The sequence below is a fragment of the Sphingobacterium sp. UBA7249 genome, from assembly GCF_002472835.1.
Classification (GTDB): Bacteria; Bacteroidota; Bacteroidia; order Sphingobacteriales; family Sphingobacteriaceae; genus Sphingobacterium; species Sphingobacterium prati.
Window position 1 is genome coordinate 323,647 of sequence record NZ_DKST01000007.1, and the last position, 18,967, is coordinate 342,613.

General features: G+C 39.9%; 22 protein-coding genes. 5 read left to right on the forward strand and 17 right to left on the reverse strand.

Annotated elements, in window-relative coordinates:
* The first annotated feature begins 48 nt into the window (after positions 1–48).
* A complete protein-coding gene (gcvT, locus tag B4A24_RS05325) occupies positions 49–1,131 on the forward strand; it encodes a glycine cleavage system aminomethyltransferase GcvT (RefSeq protein ID WP_293943334.1) in 1,083 nt (360 codons plus the stop codon).
* Positions 1,132–1,220: 89 nt separating this feature from the next.
* Here gcvT and B4A24_RS05330 read toward each other — a convergent pair whose 3' ends face one another.
* Genes B4A24_RS05330 through B4A24_RS05345 form a run of 4 tightly spaced genes read right to left on the reverse strand, consistent with a single transcriptional unit; the run spans position 1,221 to position 2,330 of the window.
* Positions 1,221–1,463: a DUF6358 family protein gene (locus B4A24_RS05330; protein ID WP_293943336.1), complete on the reverse strand. Its 243-nt coding sequence runs from the start codon at positions 1,461–1,463 to the stop codon at positions 1,221–1,223.
* A gap of 1 nt (position 1,464) precedes the next feature.
* On the reverse strand, positions 1,465–1,764 hold the full coding sequence (locus B4A24_RS05335) for a hypothetical protein (protein ID WP_108635386.1): 300 nt from the start codon (positions 1,762–1,764) through the stop codon (positions 1,465–1,467).
* 1 nt (position 1,765) lies between these two features.
* Positions 1,766–2,080 carry a rhodanese-like domain-containing protein gene (locus B4A24_RS05340; protein ID WP_070562591.1) on the reverse strand — a complete coding sequence of 105 codons (315 nt, stop codon included), beginning with the start codon at positions 2,078–2,080 and terminating at the stop codon, positions 1,766–1,768.
* Complete coding sequence (locus tag B4A24_RS05345; protein ID WP_293943339.1) at positions 2,046–2,330, reverse strand: hypothetical protein; 285 nt, start codon at positions 2,328–2,330, stop codon at positions 2,046–2,048. Before B4A24_RS05345 ends, B4A24_RS05340 begins: the two co-directional genes overlap by 35 nt.
* Before the next feature lie 18 nt (positions 2,331–2,348).
* Here B4A24_RS05345 and B4A24_RS05350 point away from each other — a divergent pair, with 18 nt between their 5' ends.
* Positions 2,349–3,653, forward strand: a complete 1,305-nt coding sequence (locus B4A24_RS05350) for a M20/M25/M40 family metallo-hydrolase (RefSeq protein WP_293943341.1) — start codon at positions 2,349–2,351, stop codon at positions 3,651–3,653.
* Here the strand turns inward: B4A24_RS05350 and B4A24_RS05355 are convergent.
* From B4A24_RS05355 to surE, 8 genes are all read right to left on the reverse strand, one after another.
* Complete coding sequence (locus B4A24_RS05355) at positions 3,650–4,150, reverse strand: GNAT family N-acetyltransferase (protein WP_293943343.1); 501 nt, start codon at positions 4,148–4,150, stop codon at positions 3,650–3,652. The genes B4A24_RS05350 and B4A24_RS05355 overlap by 4 nt on opposite strands.
* Positions 4,147–4,719, reverse strand: a complete 573-nt coding sequence (locus tag B4A24_RS05360) for a thiamine diphosphokinase (RefSeq protein WP_293943345.1) — start codon at positions 4,717–4,719, stop codon at positions 4,147–4,149. The genes B4A24_RS05355 and B4A24_RS05360 overlap by 4 nt, the downstream gene beginning before the upstream one ends.
* A gap of 10 nt (positions 4,720–4,729) precedes the next feature.
* Positions 4,730–5,920, reverse strand: coding sequence for a M20 metallopeptidase family protein (locus tag B4A24_RS05365; protein WP_293943347.1), 1,191 nt, complete (start codon positions 5,918–5,920; stop codon positions 4,730–4,732).
* A 13-nt stretch (positions 5,921–5,933) separates the two neighbouring features.
* Complete coding sequence (locus B4A24_RS05370; RefSeq protein ID WP_293943348.1) at positions 5,934–6,392, reverse strand: SPOR domain-containing protein; 459 nt, start codon at positions 6,390–6,392, stop codon at positions 5,934–5,936.
* A 20-nt stretch (positions 6,393–6,412) separates the two neighbouring features.
* A complete protein-coding gene (secA, locus tag B4A24_RS05375; RefSeq protein WP_293943350.1) occupies positions 6,413–9,700 on the reverse strand; it encodes a preprotein translocase subunit SecA in 3,288 nt (1,095 codons plus the stop codon).
* Between the two features lie 318 nt (positions 9,701–10,018).
* Positions 10,019–10,888, reverse strand: a complete 870-nt coding sequence (locus B4A24_RS05380) for a 1,4-dihydroxy-6-naphthoate synthase (RefSeq protein ID WP_293943352.1) — start codon at positions 10,886–10,888, stop codon at positions 10,019–10,021.
* Between the two features lie 79 nt (positions 10,889–10,967).
* Positions 10,968–11,228 carry a hypothetical protein gene (locus B4A24_RS05385; protein ID WP_293943354.1) on the reverse strand — a complete coding sequence of 87 codons (261 nt, stop codon included), beginning with the start codon at positions 11,226–11,228 and terminating at the stop codon, positions 10,968–10,970.
* Positions 11,218–12,027, reverse strand: coding sequence for a 5'/3'-nucleotidase SurE (surE, locus tag B4A24_RS05390; protein WP_288811125.1), 810 nt, complete (start codon positions 12,025–12,027; stop codon positions 11,218–11,220). The genes B4A24_RS05385 and surE overlap by 11 nt, the downstream gene beginning before the upstream one ends.
* A gap of 148 nt (positions 12,028–12,175) precedes the next feature.
* Between surE and kduI the strand changes: the two genes are divergently transcribed.
* The 3 genes from kduI (at position 12,176) to B4A24_RS05405 (ending at position 15,011) form a co-directional block, all read left to right on the forward strand.
* Positions 12,176–13,021: a 5-dehydro-4-deoxy-D-glucuronate isomerase gene (gene kduI, locus B4A24_RS05395; RefSeq protein WP_293943359.1), complete on the forward strand. Its 846-nt coding sequence runs from the start codon at positions 12,176–12,178 to the stop codon at positions 13,019–13,021.
* 95 nt (positions 13,022–13,116) lie between these two features.
* Positions 13,117–14,241: a DUF4861 family protein gene (locus B4A24_RS05400; RefSeq protein ID WP_293943361.1), complete on the forward strand. Its 1,125-nt coding sequence runs from the start codon at positions 13,117–13,119 to the stop codon at positions 14,239–14,241.
* Between the two features lie 5 nt (positions 14,242–14,246).
* Positions 14,247–15,011 carry an SDR family NAD(P)-dependent oxidoreductase gene (locus B4A24_RS05405; RefSeq protein ID WP_293943516.1) on the forward strand — a complete coding sequence of 255 codons (765 nt, stop codon included), beginning with the start codon at positions 14,247–14,249 and terminating at the stop codon, positions 15,009–15,011.
* A 28-nt stretch (positions 15,012–15,039) separates the two neighbouring features.
* Here B4A24_RS05405 and B4A24_RS05410 read toward each other — a convergent pair whose 3' ends face one another.
* The 5 genes from B4A24_RS05410 to B4A24_RS05430 all read right to left on the reverse strand — a co-directional run bounded on the left by B4A24_RS05410 (position 15,040) and on the right by B4A24_RS05430 (position 18,946).
* A complete protein-coding gene (locus B4A24_RS05410; RefSeq protein ID WP_293943363.1) occupies positions 15,040–15,882 on the reverse strand; it encodes a formylglycine-generating enzyme family protein in 843 nt (280 codons plus the stop codon).
* Between the two features lie 33 nt (positions 15,883–15,915).
* Entirely contained in the window at positions 15,916–16,671 is a 756-nt protein-coding gene (locus B4A24_RS05415; RefSeq protein WP_293943365.1) for a hypothetical protein, read from the reverse strand.
* 243 nt (positions 16,672–16,914) lie between these two features.
* Positions 16,915–17,490 (reverse strand): nicotinate (nicotinamide) nucleotide adenylyltransferase, encoded by a 576-nt coding sequence (nadD, locus tag B4A24_RS05420; protein ID WP_293943367.1) that lies wholly within the window; start codon positions 17,488–17,490, stop codon positions 16,915–16,917.
* An 8-nt stretch (positions 17,491–17,498) separates the two neighbouring features.
* The gene (gene gmk / locus B4A24_RS05425; protein WP_172392546.1) at positions 17,499–18,068 is read right to left on the reverse strand and encodes a guanylate kinase; all 570 of its coding nucleotides are present in this window, start codon (positions 18,066–18,068) and stop codon (positions 17,499–17,501) included.
* A gap of 2 nt (positions 18,069–18,070) precedes the next feature.
* Positions 18,071–18,946: a YicC/YloC family endoribonuclease gene (locus B4A24_RS05430; protein WP_293943370.1), complete on the reverse strand. Its 876-nt coding sequence runs from the start codon at positions 18,944–18,946 to the stop codon at positions 18,071–18,073.
* Positions 18,947–18,967 lie beyond the last annotated feature (21 nt).

Here is an 18,967-nt window from a genome sequence, read left to right on the forward strand (position 1 = left end):
AATCACGTATATTTTATTAAATTTGCAACTGATTAAAACTTAATTTTTATGTTAAAAAATACTGCCCTTTCGGAGACGCACATTGCTTTAGGAGCAAAGATGGTTCCCTTCGCAGGCTTCAACATGCCAGTACAATATACCGGTATCAATGATGAGCACGAAACAGTTCGTACAGGTGTGGGAGTTTTTGATGTAAGCCACATGGGTGAATTCATCCTCAAAGGTGAAAAGGCCCTGGATCTTCTTCAAAAAATCTCTTCAAACGACGTGTCGAAATTATATGACGGTAAAGTCCAATATGCTTATATTCCAAACGAAACTGGCGGTGTAGTAGACGATTTTCTAACATACCGAATCGACGATAATACCTATTTTTTGGTTGTCAATGCGTCCAATATTGAAAAAGACTGGAACTGGATTTCCAAATACAATACCGATGGTGTGGAAATGAAAAATATTTCTGGCCAGACTTCTTTATTTGCCGTTCAGGGCCCTAAAGCAGCGGATGCCTTACAATCGCTGACAGATATCGAGCTTGCGCCAATGGAATACTATACCTTTGCCAAAGGTACTTTTGCCGGGGTAGATAACGTATTGGTATCCGCTACAGGATATACCGGTGCCGGTGGTTTCGAGATTTACGTGGCCAATGAAGATGCACAAAAAGTTTGGGACGCTATTTTTGAAGCCGGAAAAGCTTACGGAATCAAACCGATCGGATTGGGTGCCCGCGATACTTTACGGTTAGAAATGGGTTTCTGCCTTTATGGAAATGACATCGACGACAATACTTCGCCTTTAGAGGCTGGGTTAGGTTGGGTAACGAAGTTCACGAAAGACTTTGTCAACTCCGCTGCACTTAAAGCCGAAAAAGAAGCCGGACTTAAAAAGAAACTGGTTGGTTTTGAAATGATCGACAGAGGCATCCCACGACATGATTATGAAATAGTAGATGCTGATGGCAATGTAATCGGTCGGGTTACTTCCGGAACGCAATCTCCGACATTGAAAAAATCGGTTGGTTTGGGTTACGTAGATACTGCCTTCGCAAAAGACGGTACAGATATTTTTATCCATATCCGCAATCAAAAAGTGAAAGCAAAAGTAACAAAACCTCCTTTTGTAAAATAATAACAGGAGTAGAGAGCAATAATATATAAAAAGAGCAGAAAATGGTCATTTTCTGCTCTTTTTATATATTTTAAGTAAGAAACTCGCTTCTATTTATTTTTTCCCTTCGCCTGCTTATTGGCATATTGCTGCTTTTTCTCGCGATCTTTCTCCTGAATCATCACTTTTATGCGTTTGCTTAAGACAACCTTAAGGTAAATAAGTACCACCAAAAATGCGATTGACAATCCGGTCACCAGCATATTTCCGGCTTTATATCCTTCAAATCCACAATACGCCAAAAATACAATGGCCAAGTTCAATACAATATTCAGTATAAAATATTTTGTCATATTACTTTTTTGTTAATCCCAATACCCGTTGTCTCCATCCACCAAAGAAATAGAAAGCTCCACCGATAATATTGAGCAGTACGATAGCCAGTGCCATCAACATCCTCTCACTATTGGGAATTGTCCTGGAAAGCATAATTTCCCGTAAGACCAATATCACCCACAAAAGGGATAATAGAATAGAAAGACTGCCTAATATGGGGAAAATACCTAAGCTAAATAGCCGGGCGAATAGGGCTACGATATAAAAAGCAAGACTAAACAAGAAAGCCTGTTTAGTCTGATGCTCTAAGTTTTTCATATTAATAAACGTCTAACTCTGGATCGATTTCCTCTTTCCAGGCCAAGATGCCGCCTTTTAAATTTGCAAGATTATCAAAACCTTGTTGTTCCAATAACATAATTGCCTGCGCTGAACGTTTTCCAGAACGACATTGAACGATAACAGGTTTGTCTTTGGCGATTTTATCTGCCTCGATCAGGATCCCTGATAGTGGAATATTCAAACCGTTCAAATTTGAAACCTCATATTCAAATGACTCACGCACATCAATCAATTGAAAATCTTCATTGTTATCGATCTTATTCTTTAATTCCTGTACAGATACTTCTTTCATTGTCAAAAAATTTATAATCAAATATACTACATTTTTTTCTGAATTGTCTGTCTTCAAAGGTCATCAAGAACATTCGTGCCTGTTGCTCATTCAAGGGAACCACGAAAGTTTTATTGAATGCATCTTTTTCCTGAAGGGCAATGACAACCTTCATTTCAACTTTTATCGCCTTAAGGGTAAAGATAATAAGCCTTAGTTGGCGGATAGCACGAATTTCCACAAAAATTACGGGCGAAATCAGTATCTTCATCCGAACATTACTAACGTTATGAATTCGATACCCAAAATATTTTTAACATTCGCATTAGTTGCCCTATCTTCCATTACTTTTGGACAGCAAGTGATTTCTGAACAACAGCGTCAGGATGTGGACCGTATCTTAAATACCTTGGCCTCGGATGATATGCGTGGACGATCGGCTCTGACAAAAGACATTGAGCCAGCGGCAGATTTTATCGCAGGGGAGATGCAAAAAATAGGTCTCAAGCCCTACGCCGAAGAATCTTTCAGGCAAACATTCCAGCTGGACAAGCTCTCACCCAAAAGCTACGTCGCGACGATCAATAAAAAGGCTGTTCCCGCTGAGCATATCATATCGTTGGGTAACCACGTAACGCTCAAATGGGATGAAAAAAGTTCTGTGAAAGTCGTTTATATCGCATCCGGAGCAGATTTCTCCCAGGCCTTTCGGGAGCATTCCCTATCCAAAGAAAATACGCTTGTACTGGTAGATCCTTCATTTGAAGCTTCTTTTGTTCGTTTTGGCGAAATGCTCAACAAACCCAAATTTATTGAAGATCCGGGCGCACAAAGACCTTCGATAGTCTACCTGCTGACGAAGGAAAAACCAAAAACACTCCACATCCATATCGAACGGGATCTTGAGCACCTCCCGCTTTTTAATGTAGCCGGTGTTATCCCCGGAAAGAGTAAACCCGATGAGTACGTCATCTTTTCCGGGCATTATGACCATATTGGTATATTACCTGCCGTAGGACAAGATTCAATTGCCAATGGAGCCGATGATGACGCATCTGGAGTAACAGCGATGTTGACACTGGCGGATTACTACAAAAAGAAAAACAGCAATGAAAGGACTCTTATTTTTGTGGCATTTACAGCCGAAGAACTCGGCATGTATGGTTCAAAATATTTTTCCAACCATATCAATGCGGATCAGGTCGTGGCGATGATCAACATGGAAATGATCGGAAAAGATTCAAAATTTGGCCCTAATACGGTCTATATAACAGGCTATGATCACTCGGATTTAGGTAAATTAATGCAGGAAAATCTAAAGAACACGACTTTCAAATTTTATCCTGATCCTTACACAAAACAGAATTTATTCTATCGCAGCGATAATGCCGTGTTAGCGGCAAAAGGTGTGCCCGCACATTCATTTTCTACATCCCAAATGGACAAGGATGAATATTACCACACGGTAAAGGATGAAGTCACCACCTTAAACGTTCAAAATATTATTTCCAGTATCGAAGCAATCGCTATCGGCACTTCAGGCATTGTGGATGGTAAACAAACGCCTTCACGTGTGGAAAAATTAAAAGACTAAGAAGAGGCTGTACGATCTATTGCCCGTTGCATGACATAATCATTCAATACATAATCATAATAGGGAATATCAACAGTTTCGACAACCTGAAAGCCCTGCTTTAAATAGAAATGATAAGCAGGGTTATTTCTATTGACATTGAGTTCCAGAATATCCTTGCCTTTGGTTTTTGCTTTGTCCATGGCAAAATCAATCAAAGCTTTCCCGAAACCTTTTCCCTGTACATCGGGCATCAAATAGAGCTTTTCAATCCGGAGTTTGTCTGCAAAAGTTTTCAGTGCAACAAAGCCCTGGCCGATACCATCTTCCTTCAAAATATAAAAAAACTGTCCATTTACCATTCCCTCAGCTAAGCCCTCAACAGTATAGCTTTTCTCCAGCATAAAATCAATCTGTTCTTTTGAAAGTATTTTTCCATAAGCGTCTGGCCATATGATATGAGCCATATTGGAAATACTACGGATGTCTGTCTGTTCGGCTAATTCTATCGTTATCATGCGATCGTCTCTCCTATTAAAATATATTTCGAATTCGAAAATCCTAGTTTAAATAAGCCGTCCTTTTCTGTTTCATAAAGACCCGCCCCAATTTTTTTCAGACCTTCTGTCGTAATTTCTTCGCCTTGGGCATCTATTCTTAGCTGTTCGCCGCCTGCTTTCCATTTTGTAAATCCAGTACGAACAAAGTAATAGCGCATCCCCTGCGTTAACAATACGATGTTGATCAGGTCCAAATAGTACTGATATTGAGCAAGGCTTATTTGATCCGTAATAATATTGACTGCCTTATACTGATGTTCAACAAGATATTCAATAGCGGACTGTAAAAAATTATCACGATACGGGATGACTTTTAAATTTTCCTGGAGCGGCTCTATATGGTTCTGCGCAAAAACAATATCAAACTTATATCTTCTCGCAGCCAGTTGATCAACCAGATTATTTTCGATGACAATAGATGGGCTCCATTCGAGCAGTTGTCCCAAATTTTCTTCATCAATCAGAAAAAGATCTTCAATCAGCAGAGCAGGTTCCTGGTTTTCACGAACAATATGATGCGATGACATTTCGAAAGATTTAATACCCTAATCTGCGCAAGGTGATGTAAGCCATCAAACCCGTACCGACCTCCAGCGAGGATTCATCGACATCGAATGTAGGTGTATGCACCGCAGAAGTTATTCCTTTCGTCTTATTTCCTGTACCTAATCGGTAGAAACAAGCATTGATTTCTTGCGAGTAGTAAGAAAAATCTTCCGCAGCTGGCCAAAGGTCCAAATCCACGACATTTTCTTTTCCAAGATATTCCTCTGCAAAAGTGCGCGCACTCCTAGTTAGTTCAGGCTCATTGATCAAAAATGGATAGCCTTTGCGAACTTCGAAGTCGCAGGTAGCGCCCATACTTTCGGCGATTCCGACAGCCATTTTTACCATCGTCTCATGTGCCTCAGCACGCCATTGCTCGTCGAATGTTCGGAACGTACCTTCGAGATACACTTGGTCAGGGACTATATTTGTCGCACCATTAGCGATGATTTTGCCAAAAGACAGAACAGTCGGTGTACGCGGATCCGCAAAACGGCTTGCTATCTGCTGTAAAGCGGTAATAATATGTGCTGTGATCACAATTGGATCTATATTCTGATGCGGATGTGCACCATGCCCGCCCCGACCCTTTACGGTCATAAATAACTCATCACAGGAAGCCATATATTTGCCTTCACGAAAGCCGACTTTGCCCACTTCAATAAAGGGCATGACATGCTGGCCTACTATCGCAGAAGGTGCCGGATTTTGGAGTGCTCCTTCTTTGATCATAATGGATGCTCCACCGGGCAAACGTTCTTCTCCGGGCTGAAAGATTAATTTCACCGTCCCACCAAATTCAGCTTTCAGGCTATGTAATATCTTTGCGGTTCCCAACAACGAGGACGTATGTACATCATGGCCACAAGCATGCATTACTCCCGGAGTATTGGATCCATAAGGTCGTCCTTCGACTTCCTGAATAGGTAATGCATCCATATCCGCGCGCAAGGCGATTACTTCATCTGAAGCGAGTTCACCTTTAATTAACGCCACGATACCTGTGTCTGCTTTTACTTCATAAGGGATGCCTAATTGATCCAGCTGCGCCTTTACAAATGCCGAAGTATTATATTCTTCAAAAGAAAGTTCAGGATTTTGATGAAGATGTCTACGGTTAGTGACTGTATCTTCAAAATATTGATGGGCTAAGGCCAGGACTTTTTCTTTCGTACTTGCCATGAGGTTGTTTGATTTATTGATAAACAAAAACGCTTTCTGAAAATACGAAAACGTTACTAAAATATTGACGTAGCTCACGCATAAACGCATTCGCTTCGGAACGACTTCTAAAGTCGCCCACCTTCACCCGATAATTGGGTTCATCATAAGTGATATAGGTATCAACATCTTTATACATTCCCCGAAAACGAGTTTGCTCCGAAAAAGCTTGGTTTCGACTGGATCCAGCAAAAATCTGGACGCGAAAGCCTCTCACCTTGACTCTTGTTGCTGCGGAACGTACAACAGGTTTAGAAGGCACTGTTGTGGTTTTGCTTTCGACAGGATTGATTCCCATTACTGCCCTAAAATTCTGAAGCTGCGTAATCAAAGAATCTTTGGTTACAATAACTCCACCCTTTTCCTGTGCTTTTACATGAACGATCGTAAATAGCACAAGTGCATGTATGAAAATCAATCCTCTCTTCAGCATAGTTTAACCTTTCTTATCGATTAGTTATTTGCGCCGTGGCAATTTTTATATTTTTTACCAGAACCACAAGGACATTCGTCATTGCGACCCACTGTATTCTCGTTACGAACAGGTTCTTTTGGACCATCATTTACATCTTCTTCACTAACACCTGTTGGTGAAATCAACTCTGCTTTGGTCTCAACTGTCTTTACAGGTGCTTGAGTCACTTGTCTAGCCTGTAATGAGGTTGTTTCTTGTCCGGGAATCTCACCTTTGAAAATAAAGCTCACGACATCCTTATTCATAACAGCTAACATAGATTTGAATAAGTTAAAGGCTTCCATTTTATAGATAATGATCGGATCCTTTTGTTCATAAACAGCATTTTGAACAGATTGTTTTAGATCATCCATCTCACGCAAATGTTCTTTCCATGCTTCGTCGATCAATGCCAATACAATTCCTTTTTCAAAGGATTTGAACACCTCTTTACCGTTGCTCTCAATCGCTTTTTTCAAATTCGCTGAAACTTGAATACCACGGATACCGTCTGTAAATGGAATCACCACATTTTCAACAATCTGACCACGTTCTGCAAACACATTATTCAATACCGGAACGGTCAAAGCACCGATAGCATCTATTTTATGGTGATAAGCTCTGATTGTCTGATCAAAAAGACGATCTGTCAGCCCTTCGATTTTTCCTTGTGCAAACTCTTCAGCTGTGATTTCCGGTGTAATGGCAAAAATGCGGATGACCTCAATTTGGAAGTCCTCGTAATTGCCTTGCTCCTTCGCTTCAGCGACAATCTCTTCAGCAACGTCAAAGATCATGTTATTCAAATCCACATCCAAACGCTCGCCAAACAATGCATTTTTACGTTTAGAATAGATTACGGTACGCTGTGAATTCATCACGTCGTCATATTCCAATAGACGCTTACGAATTCCAAAGTTATTCTCCTCAACCTTACGTTGTGCTCGTTCGATGGATTTGGTCAACATGCTATGTTGCATCACTTCACCTTCTTCAACACCCATTTTCACCATGATATTGGAGATTCTTTCAGAAGCAAACAAACGCATTAAGTTATCTTCTAGGGAAACGAAGAATTGTGATGATCCTGGATCTCCCTGACGACCTGCACGACCGCGTAACTGACGGTCAACACGACGAGATTCGTGTCGTTCTGTACCGATAATTGCAAGACCACCTGCATTTTTAACTTCTTCCGTCAATTTAATATCCGTACCACGACCAGCCATATTCGTCGCGATCGTCACTTGTCCCGGACGTCCGGCTTCAGCAACAATATCTGCTTCTTTTTGGTGAAGCTTCGCATTCAATACATTATGTCTGATCTTACGCAGTTGAAGCATCCGGCTCAAGAGCTCGGAAATTTCTACCGATGTTGTACCCACCAATACAGGACGCCCCTGTTCTGTCAGCCGTTGAATTTCCTCTGCTACTGCATTATATTTTTCACGTGCCGTACGATAAATCAGATCCTGACGGTCTTCCCGTTGGGCAACACGATTTGTAGGGATTTCTACAACATCCAACTTATAAATTTCCCAAAGTTCTCCGGCTTCCGTTGAAGCAGTACCGGTCATACCCGAAAGTTTGTGGTACATACGGAAGTAGTTCTGTAAGGTAATCGTCGCATAAGTTTGTGTCGCATCTTCGACTTTCACATTCTCTTTGGCCTCGATCGCTTGGTGTAAACCGTCTGAGTAGCGACGACCATCCATAATACGGCCGGTTTGCTCATCGACAATTTTCACTTTACCTTCATCCACGATATATTCCACATCATTCTCAAACAAGGTATATGCTTTCAATAGCTGATTGATTGAGTGGATACGATCAGCTTTGATCGAGTAATCGCGCAATAAGTCTTCTTTCTGAGCTGCTTTTTCTTCCAAAGTCAACGAAGACTTTTCGATTTCTGCAATTTCAGTACCTACATCAGGTAAAATAAAGAATGAAGGATCTTCTCCTGTCGCTGTGATCAATTCGATACCTTTTTCTGTCAGTTCGACCTGATTGTTTTTCTCATCGATGACAAAATAAAGTTCTGCATCGACTTTAGGCATATTTTTATTTTGCTCTTGCATATAGTAGTTTTCTACTTTTTGCAAGATAGAACGATTGGCACCTTCACTCAAGAATTTGATTAACGCTTTGTTTTTAGGCAAACCTCTGTACGCTCTCAATAAAGCAAGACCACCCCCTTCAACATCAGAATCACCTGCAGCCAATGCTTTTTTAGCATCATTTAATACGGTATTGATGTAAGCCTTTTGAACATGTACCAAACGCTCAATACGTGGTTTCAGTTGATAGAATTCATGTTGATCGCCACGCGGGATCGGACCTGAAATAATCAATGGTGTACGGGCATCATCAATTAAAACCGAGTCAACCTCATCGACCATGGCAAAATGTAATTTACCTTGCACCAATGCATCAGGCGTCTGAACCATATTATCACGTAAATAGTCGAAACCAAATTCGTTGTTCGTACCATATACGATATCCGATTGGTAAGCTTTACGGCGTTGTGGTGAGTTTGGTTGATGTTTGTCAATACAATCTACAGATAAACCGTGGAACTCAAATAACGGTGCATTCCACTCCGAGTCACGACGGGCAAGGTAATCATTCACGGTTACGATATGTACCCCTTGTCCAGAAAGCGCATTTAGGTACGTTGGTAATGTCCCTACCAAGGTTTTACCTTCACCCGTAGCCATCTCAGCAATTTTTCCACTATGTAAAACGATACCACCGATCAGCTGTACGTCATAGTGTACCATGTTCCAGGTTACTTCTGTACCAGCAGCCATCCATTTGTTTTTCCAAATGGCTTTATCACCATTAATAATAACGTTTGGCTTGTAAACAGCCAATTCTCTGTCAAAATCGCTAGCAGTAACTTCAAGTTCTTCATTTTCGGTCAAACGTCTTGAAGTTTCCTTAACCACAGCAAACGCCTCTGGTAAAATATCATTTAAGACCTCTTCCAACTTCTTATCACGATCTTTGGACAATTTATCCACTTGTTCATAAATAGAAGTTTTCTTGGCCATATCGTCCTCATCTTGATCCGCTTCTGCTTTTAGCGTATCTATTTCTTGGTCAATATCTGCAAGGTAATTCTTAATTCTTTCTTTGAAGTCAGCGGTCTTGGCACGTAACTCGTCATTGGTTAGATTTGAAAGTTTATCATATTCAGCTTTGATTTGCTCTACAATAGGCTGAACCCCCTTGATATCTCTTTCGGATTTACTTCCAAATAATTTACTTAAAAACTTTAACATAATTTTTTTTCTATCTCAACTAAAGATTTTGTACAATAATGACTCCAAAGTAAAATTGCAGACAATTTGACACTAATCGGGCAAATTTAGTTATTAGATATGATATCTAACAGCTTACCACTATTTTTTTTACGTTATTTTTTTCAATAGGTTTCGCCCCCTATTCTCCGCTCCACTATTTACTGTACTCTTGCTATTTTACCATTATTATCCTTAGCACACCCTCTTCAAATCAAAAATAGCAATACTTAACTACAAACAGGCAGCGCTCGTGAACATGCGATTTATTTCTACCACTACTAACTATTGGAACCGATGTTATGAAAGAAACAGTTTCTTATCCGAATGCGGGATAAAGCCCATTTCCTGCGCCTTTTGAAACATTTTAGTAATTGCATCCCGCCCTTCATCGCCTAATTCAACCGAATATTTATTGACATAGAGTTCAATATGCTTATACATGACGTCTTCACTCATTTCCTGTGCGTGGCTACGAATAAATTCTAATCCCGACCTCGGATTAGCAAAGGCAAATTCAACACTTTGTTTTAAAATTGTGTTTAGCGTATCTTTTATTTCTTTTGGCAATGATCGTTTTACGACAATCCCGCCCAGTGGAATCGGAAATTTTGTCGTACTTTCCCAATATTCTCCCAGATCGACGACTTTATACAATCCTTTCTCAGCATAAGTAAAACGATTTTCATGAATAATAAGTCCTAAATCGATTGAACCATCCAATAAAGCCCCTTCAATCTCCGAAAAAACCAGTTCTATTTTATTGGTTAATTCGGGAAATGCCAATCCCAATAGAAAATTCGCGGTTGTAAACTTACCCGGATACCCAACATTTAACTTGTCATATTCACCCAAACCCTGACCACTCTTTAACCTTTCCTGGAGAGCCTTAGCCAATTCCGCATCTTTGGTGATCAGCATCGGTCCCACACCAAAACCCAAAGCACTGCCCGCATCCAACAGCTCATAGTCTTCAACAGCGTAAGCAAAAGCATGATAACTCAATTTGGTAATATCCAGTTCTCCTTGGAACGCTTTTAGATTCAAGGTTTCGACATCGTGATAGGCGACATCGAAATCTAACCCTTTGGTATCAATTTTATGATGAATCAAAGCATCAAAAATAAATGTATCATTTGGACAGGGAGAAAACCCTAATGTTAATTTCATTTTATTCTTCGTTTAAAAAATGAGCGGTAAAAAACTTGTAGCTAACCTTCGCTGTAGGCCCGGATATTTACCTTTTGTTTTATACAGTCACTTTGTGTGTTATTAGATAAAGTACCATGGCTAAAAAAGTCACCATGATAATCCCTTTCCCTACTTGATCATTTCCTGAGCGGTACGCAAACCTTAAAAAAATCAAATTGATCAATACGGCAATGGTATATGTTGCCATTGGCTTCTCGGGCAGAAAATGAAGTTCAAGATCGGTGAAACGTACCAACAAAAATGCCAGTAAAGGAAAGACAGTTCCTCCGCTCAAACCTATCCAAATATTATTTTTCACCCTTACTGTGTTTTGCTGTGCCAGCCAAATGATCAAAACTCCATGAATTTAATTCCGGAATAGCATGATGCGCAGTCATATCGAATTGCGTAGGGACAACCGATACATAACCATTTGCCAATGCATAACTATCCGTATCCTCGCCACGATCCTGTAAGACAAACTTTCCCGTAGTCCAATAATAATCACGATTATGCGGGTCTATACGCTCATCAAACTCCTCTACCCAATGACCTCCAGCTTGCCTGCAGATCTTAATGCCTTTAAATCCCTGTGTTTGCGGAAAATTGACATTAAGCAAGGTATTTTTGGGTAGGCCATTGGCCAAAACTTGTTCTGTAATGGAAATCACATAAGGCCGGCAATAGCTGAAGTCGGCATCATGAGAAAAATTATCCAGCGAAAAACCGACAGAAGGTATTCCCTCAATCGCACCTTCGACCGCAGCGGACATTGTTCCTGAATACAGCACATTGATAGAATTATTGAGTCCATGATTTATACCAGACACACAAATATCTGGTTTCTGCCCTTTGAAAACTTTATTAACAGCAAGCTTGACACAATCTACTGGTGTTCCCGAACATTGATACATTTCAACACCTTCATAGAGGTTGATCTTATCTAATCGCAGTGGTCTACCAAGCGTGATCGCATGCCCCATCCCCGATTGGGCGGAATCCGGCGCCACGACAACCACATTTCCAATTTTTTGCATTTCTTCCAACAGCACCTTAATTCCCGGAGCTGTAATACCATCATCATTAACAACTAAAATATTCGGTTTTTTCTTTACCATATACGAAGTTAGCAAATCTGAAAAATAAAAACCTCAAGAATTTTGTCTCGATAGATCATTTACCTAAGTACGACATCGTTTGCGTAAGATTCTATCGCTTTTGATAAATATTAGCCCTAAATTTAGCTTTCAAATAAATCATTCAGTTATGAGCATTAATTTTGAATCCCGCTATGCAATCGGGCCTAAAGAATACAAAACGTTAGATACACAAGGATTAAGAGATAATTTTCTAATCGAAAAAGTTTTTGAAACTGATAAAATTAACTTTGTCTACACACACTATGATCGTTACATGGCTGGTGGTGCAATGCCCGTAAATTCGAAAATCAAATTAGAAACAATCCCTGAATTATTAAAAGAACCTTACTTTCTTTCGAGAAGGGAATTAGGTATTATCAATGTCGGTGGCAATGGTCAGGTGGAAGTAGATGGAACGTTGTATGAACTTAAAACCAAAGAAGCACTTTACATCGGGCAAGGTGCAAAAGATATCTATTTCTCGAGTCGGGATAGTTCAAATCCGGCAAAATTTTATTTAAACTCAACCCCAGCTCACCATAGTTATCCCACAAAAAAGGTAACCAAGGAAGATGCCAATAAAATAGAATTAGGATCATTGGAAACAGCCAATCACCGTACCATCAACCAAATGTTATTGAATAAAGTTGTACAAACTTGTCAATTACAAATGGGTATGACAGAGTTAAAACCGGGATCCGTTTGGAATACCATGCCATCGCATACACATGACCGTCGTATGGAGGTTTATTTTTACTTTGAATTGCCAGAAGGTCAGGCAGTATCTCATTTTATGGGACCAATAGATGAAACGCGTCATCTCTGGATGCATAATGATCAAGCGGTCATTTCTCCGCCTTGGTCAATTCACTCGGGGGCAGGCACGTCCAACTATACATTTATCTGGGGTATGGCAGGTGAAAACCTTGACTACGATGACATGGACAAATGTGCTATCACTGAGCTTAAGTAGTATTTAGATATTAGATGATAGATTTGAGATATTAGTTGGTCAAGCCTCCGCTTACAAACGCTGTCTTTAATCTTTTTTCTTTAATTCGTTATCAAATGAAAAGAACATTCATATTAAGTTTAGCGCTGGGGCTTTCAAGTATCGCCTTTGCCCAAAATAATAAGACGATCACAATAAATAATCCTTCAGCGGTAACTAGAACAGAGCTGATCAGTATTCCTTATGCAACGTTCGAAAAACATTTCGAACTGAAGAAAAATGTCTTTACGATTGTTGATAGCAAGAATAAAGTGGAACTGGCTTACCAATTGGAAAAATTAGGACAGCCAACACCCCAAAATGTGCTGATACAAGTCTCCATTGCGCCTAAAAGCGCTTTAACTTTTGGCGTAACTGGAAATAATCCTCAAGCCGTTACTTCCAGGGCATATGCACGTTACGTGCCTGAACGTAAAGATGACTTTGCCTGGGAAAATGACATTGCAGCTTTTAGAGCCTATGGAAAAGCTTTGGAAGGCAGCTCTGAGGATGCCCAGGGATTTGATTTTTGGGCTAAACGTAGTAACGACCTCGTTATTGACGAATGGTATAAAACAGGAGATTACCATGCCGATCATGGAAAAGGTTTAGATTATTATTCTGTAGGTCAGACCCTAGGAGTAGGAGATGCAACTCCATTTATTGACCAGGAGGTCACCTATCACAAACATTATCGTCAATACAAAGTGCTGGATAACGGTCCTTTACGCACTACATTTAAGCTTATCTATGAGCCAGAAAATTTAAAGGGACAGCATATACAAGTTGAAAAGACAGTCTCTCTGGATGCGGGAAGCCAGCTGAACAAAATAAGTTATGCAATCAAAAATACGACCTCAGGCAGTACAGCTGTAGTCGTTGGTCTTGCCAAACGTAAAGAGGATAAACCGCAGCTCTTAAACGATCCCAAAAATGGTATTTTGGCTTATTGGGAGCCTGCTGAAGGAGATAAAATCACCGGAACAGCAGTGATCTTACCCAAAGTAAAATATGAATTCAAAGATAGTCCAAAACAGTTTTTATTGGCTACTACCGTCAAAAATAACAGCCCTTTGATCTATTTTGCCGGAGCAGCATTCAATAAAGCAGGTAAAATAACCAGTTTTGATCAATGGCAATCCTATATCAAAGAATTCAGAAATAACTTAAATCAACCATTAACGATAAAATACGCAAAATAATGTCTATACTGCAATCTTTTGATCTGACCGGAAAGGTCGCTTTGGTAACAGGCTGTAAAAGGGGAATAGGTAAAGCTATAGCGGAAGCATTAGCGGAAGCGGGAGCGGATATCATCGGTGTTTCGGCGTCGTTGGAGGCAACAGGCTCCGCAGTGGAAAGATCTATCCAAGCGTTAGGCCGCAACTTTTATCCTTATCAATGTGATTTTTCAAAAAGAACGGAATTATATAAGTTTATTGAAAAAGTAAAATCAGAGCATCCGACAATAGATATCCTATTCAACAACGCCGGGAATATCCTTCGTAAACCGGCCGCGGAACACCCTGACGAATATTGGGATGAAATCATTGAAATTAATCAGAATGCTCAATTCATTCTGACAAGGGAAATTGGAAAAGATATGATTTCACGTGGAACTGGTAAAATCGTATTCACGGCATCGTTATTGACTTTTCAAGGCGGTATCAATGTTCCGGGATATGCTGCATCCAAAGGTGCAATAGGATCATTGGTCAAAGCTTTTGCAAATGAATGGGCCTCCAAAGGAGTGAATGTAAATGGTTTTGCGCCGGGCTATATCGCAACGGATAATACGGAAGCACTGCGAGAGGATCCCGAACGCTCGAAATCCATCTTGGACCGTATCCCCGCAGGACGCTGGGGTACCCCGGAAGACTTTAAAGGACCGGCAGTGTTCCTTGCTTCAAAAGCAGCGGACTATGTACACGGTACCATTCTTACTGTCGACGGCGGCTGGATGGGAAGATAAAAAATCAACCTTTTAAGATTAGTTTGTTTTAAAAGTCTTTATCCTGCGTGGTAAAGGCTTTTTTTACGACCCTAAACCCAAGATTGCTGAATGAGGCATTCGGACTGACAGAGCCAATATAAACCGTGTTGAAGGCCGAACAGCTATTTTTACTGCACCACCATGAACCACCTCTTGCATGAGCCACATCGCGCTCCTCATCCCTATTTAGTTTGCCCCGGCAAAATTCAAATACATTACCAAATACATCATATAGTCCCCATGGATTCGGTTTAAAAGTCCCTACCGGAGAAGTATACATATAACCATCCGAATAGTCTGCTTTAAGATGATCTTTACCATGCCATATATTGGCATATTGTCCGATATTTTCTTTATTCAGCCCTTCAAAATAACGGCTATCATTACCGGCTCGCGCAGCGACCTCCCATTCCTCAATAGTCGGTAATCTACAATCGGCCCAGGCACAATAGACCAATACATCTTTAAAAGAAATACAGGTGATAGGATGATCCATTTTGTCTGCTATACCACCTCGGCTTATTCCATTTGGAAAGCGCCAATAAGCGGTGCTATCTTGCAGCCACCTGAACTCCGCAAGGCCGGGCTCAAATACCATTGCATTATGATGTCGTTCAGCCAAAGTCCGATAATTCGTTGCCAGGACAAATTTTTCAAATTCAGCGTTCGTCAGCTCATAGGGAGCAATCCAAAACGATGTGATATGCACCGTTCTTCTCGGATTATCCAAACTCATCGTATCACCCAATTGATAGTCTCCCCCGGGAATTAAAATATATCCCTTCTCCTGTCCCAATGACGATAAACAATTTGATAAAAAAAAGAGCAATATGTATAATGCTTTCCTCACTGATTTTGACGTTTTTTATAGCAGACCCCTAATTTATTTAGCTTTTTTCTCATTGTAATATCCCATTGCTCTACGATATATCAATGCTTCATTCTCTATATTATAGTCTAAATAGGAATAGTAGTTACTCATCTCACCATATAACTTTTTGAAGGATGTAGACTGCATAAATTCGCTATACTCGCCACGTTTCATTAGTAACAGCAATAAAGTCAATGCATCCTTATCTTTAGGGGTTTTCTTTGCATATTCAATGATAAATGGAATCATTTGCCAGCCATTAATCTGTTCGATCGTCTCTTTATAATTCACGCCCATTCGTTTGCTTCTCAGAACAGATTCCTGGATCAGTTTCATGACCGAATCTCTGTTTTCCTGCAGAAAATCAATCTGCCTTTCTGACCACCAGGCTTCATTAAAACCTCCGAGCAACTTACCAAATATTTTTTTGTCGATAGCCTTCTGATTTTCTGGTATATCGCAATTTTGTGCATACACCTCAGCATGAATCATGGTGTAAGTAAATTTTTCACGTAAACTTAAATTCTTAAAATCCGTCGCTGAGAGTGCCAATAAACCAGTATCTGTACCATCTTTATCTTCTACCGGCGACAACTTTGCGATCATTGCTTTCACCTTTGCAAAACCATATGGAGGTATGGTCATCTTTGTCCGGAATTCAATAGCAACGGGGTCCATGAAGTAATCACTTCCCACCTCATTTTCTGCCTGTGCAAAGGCACAAGTCCAGCTACTTAGGCAGATAAATAATAAAATTAAACTTCTCATAAAGTATACATAATTCTTTTAAAATTAAAAAAATTATTCCTACTTAAACAACGCTATTTGTTAAATCTAAAAGCACAGCTCCTTTAACCTTCGATAAACGGCAATACACATTCTTATTGAAACTGATATCACTCACAAAAAAAGGTAAGCATCCCGTTTATTTTGCAGGGACATAAAAACAAAAATCCCTGAATCTCATATAAAATTCAGGGAGTAATTTTTATTATGATATAATATAGCTCTTTAGGAATAAAGTCCTTTTTTATCTATAAAATCAATCACTTTTTGAGGTGTGAAAAACTGAATATTTTTGTTTTCTTTGATTGCCTTTCGTAAAAAAGTAGAAGAAAGCTCCATCAAGGGCGTATCTGTCATGGTTATGGAGGGATGTTCCTTTAACCTTCCCCCATTATAGCCCGGACGCGGATAAACGTAAATATGATAATCGCGCAAAATAATCTCTGCATTTTTCCATTTTTCCAATGACTCTAAGATATCTTCTCCCATCAAAAGCACAAATTCTCTAGCTGGATATTTTTCCTTCAGATGGGTTAAGGTGTCTATGGTATAGGATGGTATGGGCAAATGAAATTCAATATCACTTACACGCAAATGTTCGCAATCCTCCACCGCGAGGTTTAGCATTTCCAAACGATCATAGGGATCCGCTAAAGTTGATTTTTTCTTAAATGGATTCTGTGGAGATACCACAAACCATACTTCATCCAGCCCGGTAAAATTGGCCATGTAATTTGCTATAATCAAATGCCCAACATGCACGGGATTAAAAGAGCCAAAAAACAAACCAATCTTTTTCATTCAATTCGTTATTTATTGATGAAACCCATTACAATTTCTTCAGCTTCGGCACAAGCCGTCGCCAGATCAAAATTGTTCAAGATCACATCAAATTTATTCGCGTAGGTAAGTTCCAATTTCGCTTTGGCAAATCTTTCCTGCAATTTTTCCTCCGAATCTGTGCCACGTCCGGTTAAACGTTCTTTAAGCACCTCTAATGAAGGTGGTTGTACAAATATAGAGATTGCCTGTTCTGGAAATTTAGATTTCAGGCGCAATCCTCCGACGACATCAATATCGAAAATAACATTTTTACCTTCTTTCCAGATGCGTTCGATTTCGGAACGCAAAGTACCATAAAATGTACCCGAATAGACCTCTTCAAATTCGATAAACTCCTGTTTGGCAACTTTATGCAAAAATTCTTCTTTGGACATAAAGTAGTAGTCTTTTCCATCGACTTCCTGCCCCCTTGGATCGCGGGTACTCGCAGAAATAGAAAATTCTATTTTATCCCCATGTTTACTTAATAGATCTCTTACTATAGTTGTTTTTCCTGCTCCTGATGGTGCCGAGAAAATAATTAATTTACCGCTCATCCTTATAATACGTTGAGCAACTGCTCCTTTATTTTTTCTAATTCTTCTTTCATTCTAACCACGATCTGTTGAATACCGGCATGATTAGCTTTGGATCCCAAGGTATTGATTTCACGGCCCATCTCTTGAGAGATAAACCCTAATTTCTTACCATTGGAATCGGCAGAATCAAAGGCTTTCAGAAAATAGTTGCAGTGGGAACGCAACCTAACTTTCTCTTCAGTGACATCTAATTTGTCTATATAGTAAACAAGCTCCTGTTCAAAACGATTCTGATCCACGTTCTCTTTACCCACACTATCATTGAGAAATTGCTCTATACGCTGTCTGATCAATGGGATACGCTCAACTTCCAGATCTTCCACCTCACTCAAATAAGTCAAAATTAGCTCAGCTCGCTTTTTTAGATCTTGAGCCAATACATTTCCTTCGTCCTCACGAAATGTATTGAAATGTTTAACCGCATCATAAAAAGCATCCATCAATACGCTGGACTCTTCATCATCAACGGTATCATCATTGTTGGTGACAACTTCGGGCATATTTAACGCCAATTCGAATAGATTGACATTCGTATCATTTAGCTCATTTGCGATCTGCTGCAATTGACCATAATATTTTTTAAGTAAATCAGCGTTGATAGATGAGGCCTTGGCTGTTTGGTCAGTATATTCCACGGTTACATTCAAATTAACTTTGCCGCGTTCAATAAGCTTACTGCACTCTGTGCGCAAGGTCAATTCTTTGTCCGAAACGACTTTGGGCAGACGAAGATTTAATTCAAGGAATTTTGAATTTAAGGACTTTATTTCGACACTATATTTGACTTTACCGTTCTCTCGGGAAGCCGTGCCATATCCTGTCATGGATTTTATCATATGCAAAGGTATGATTTTTCA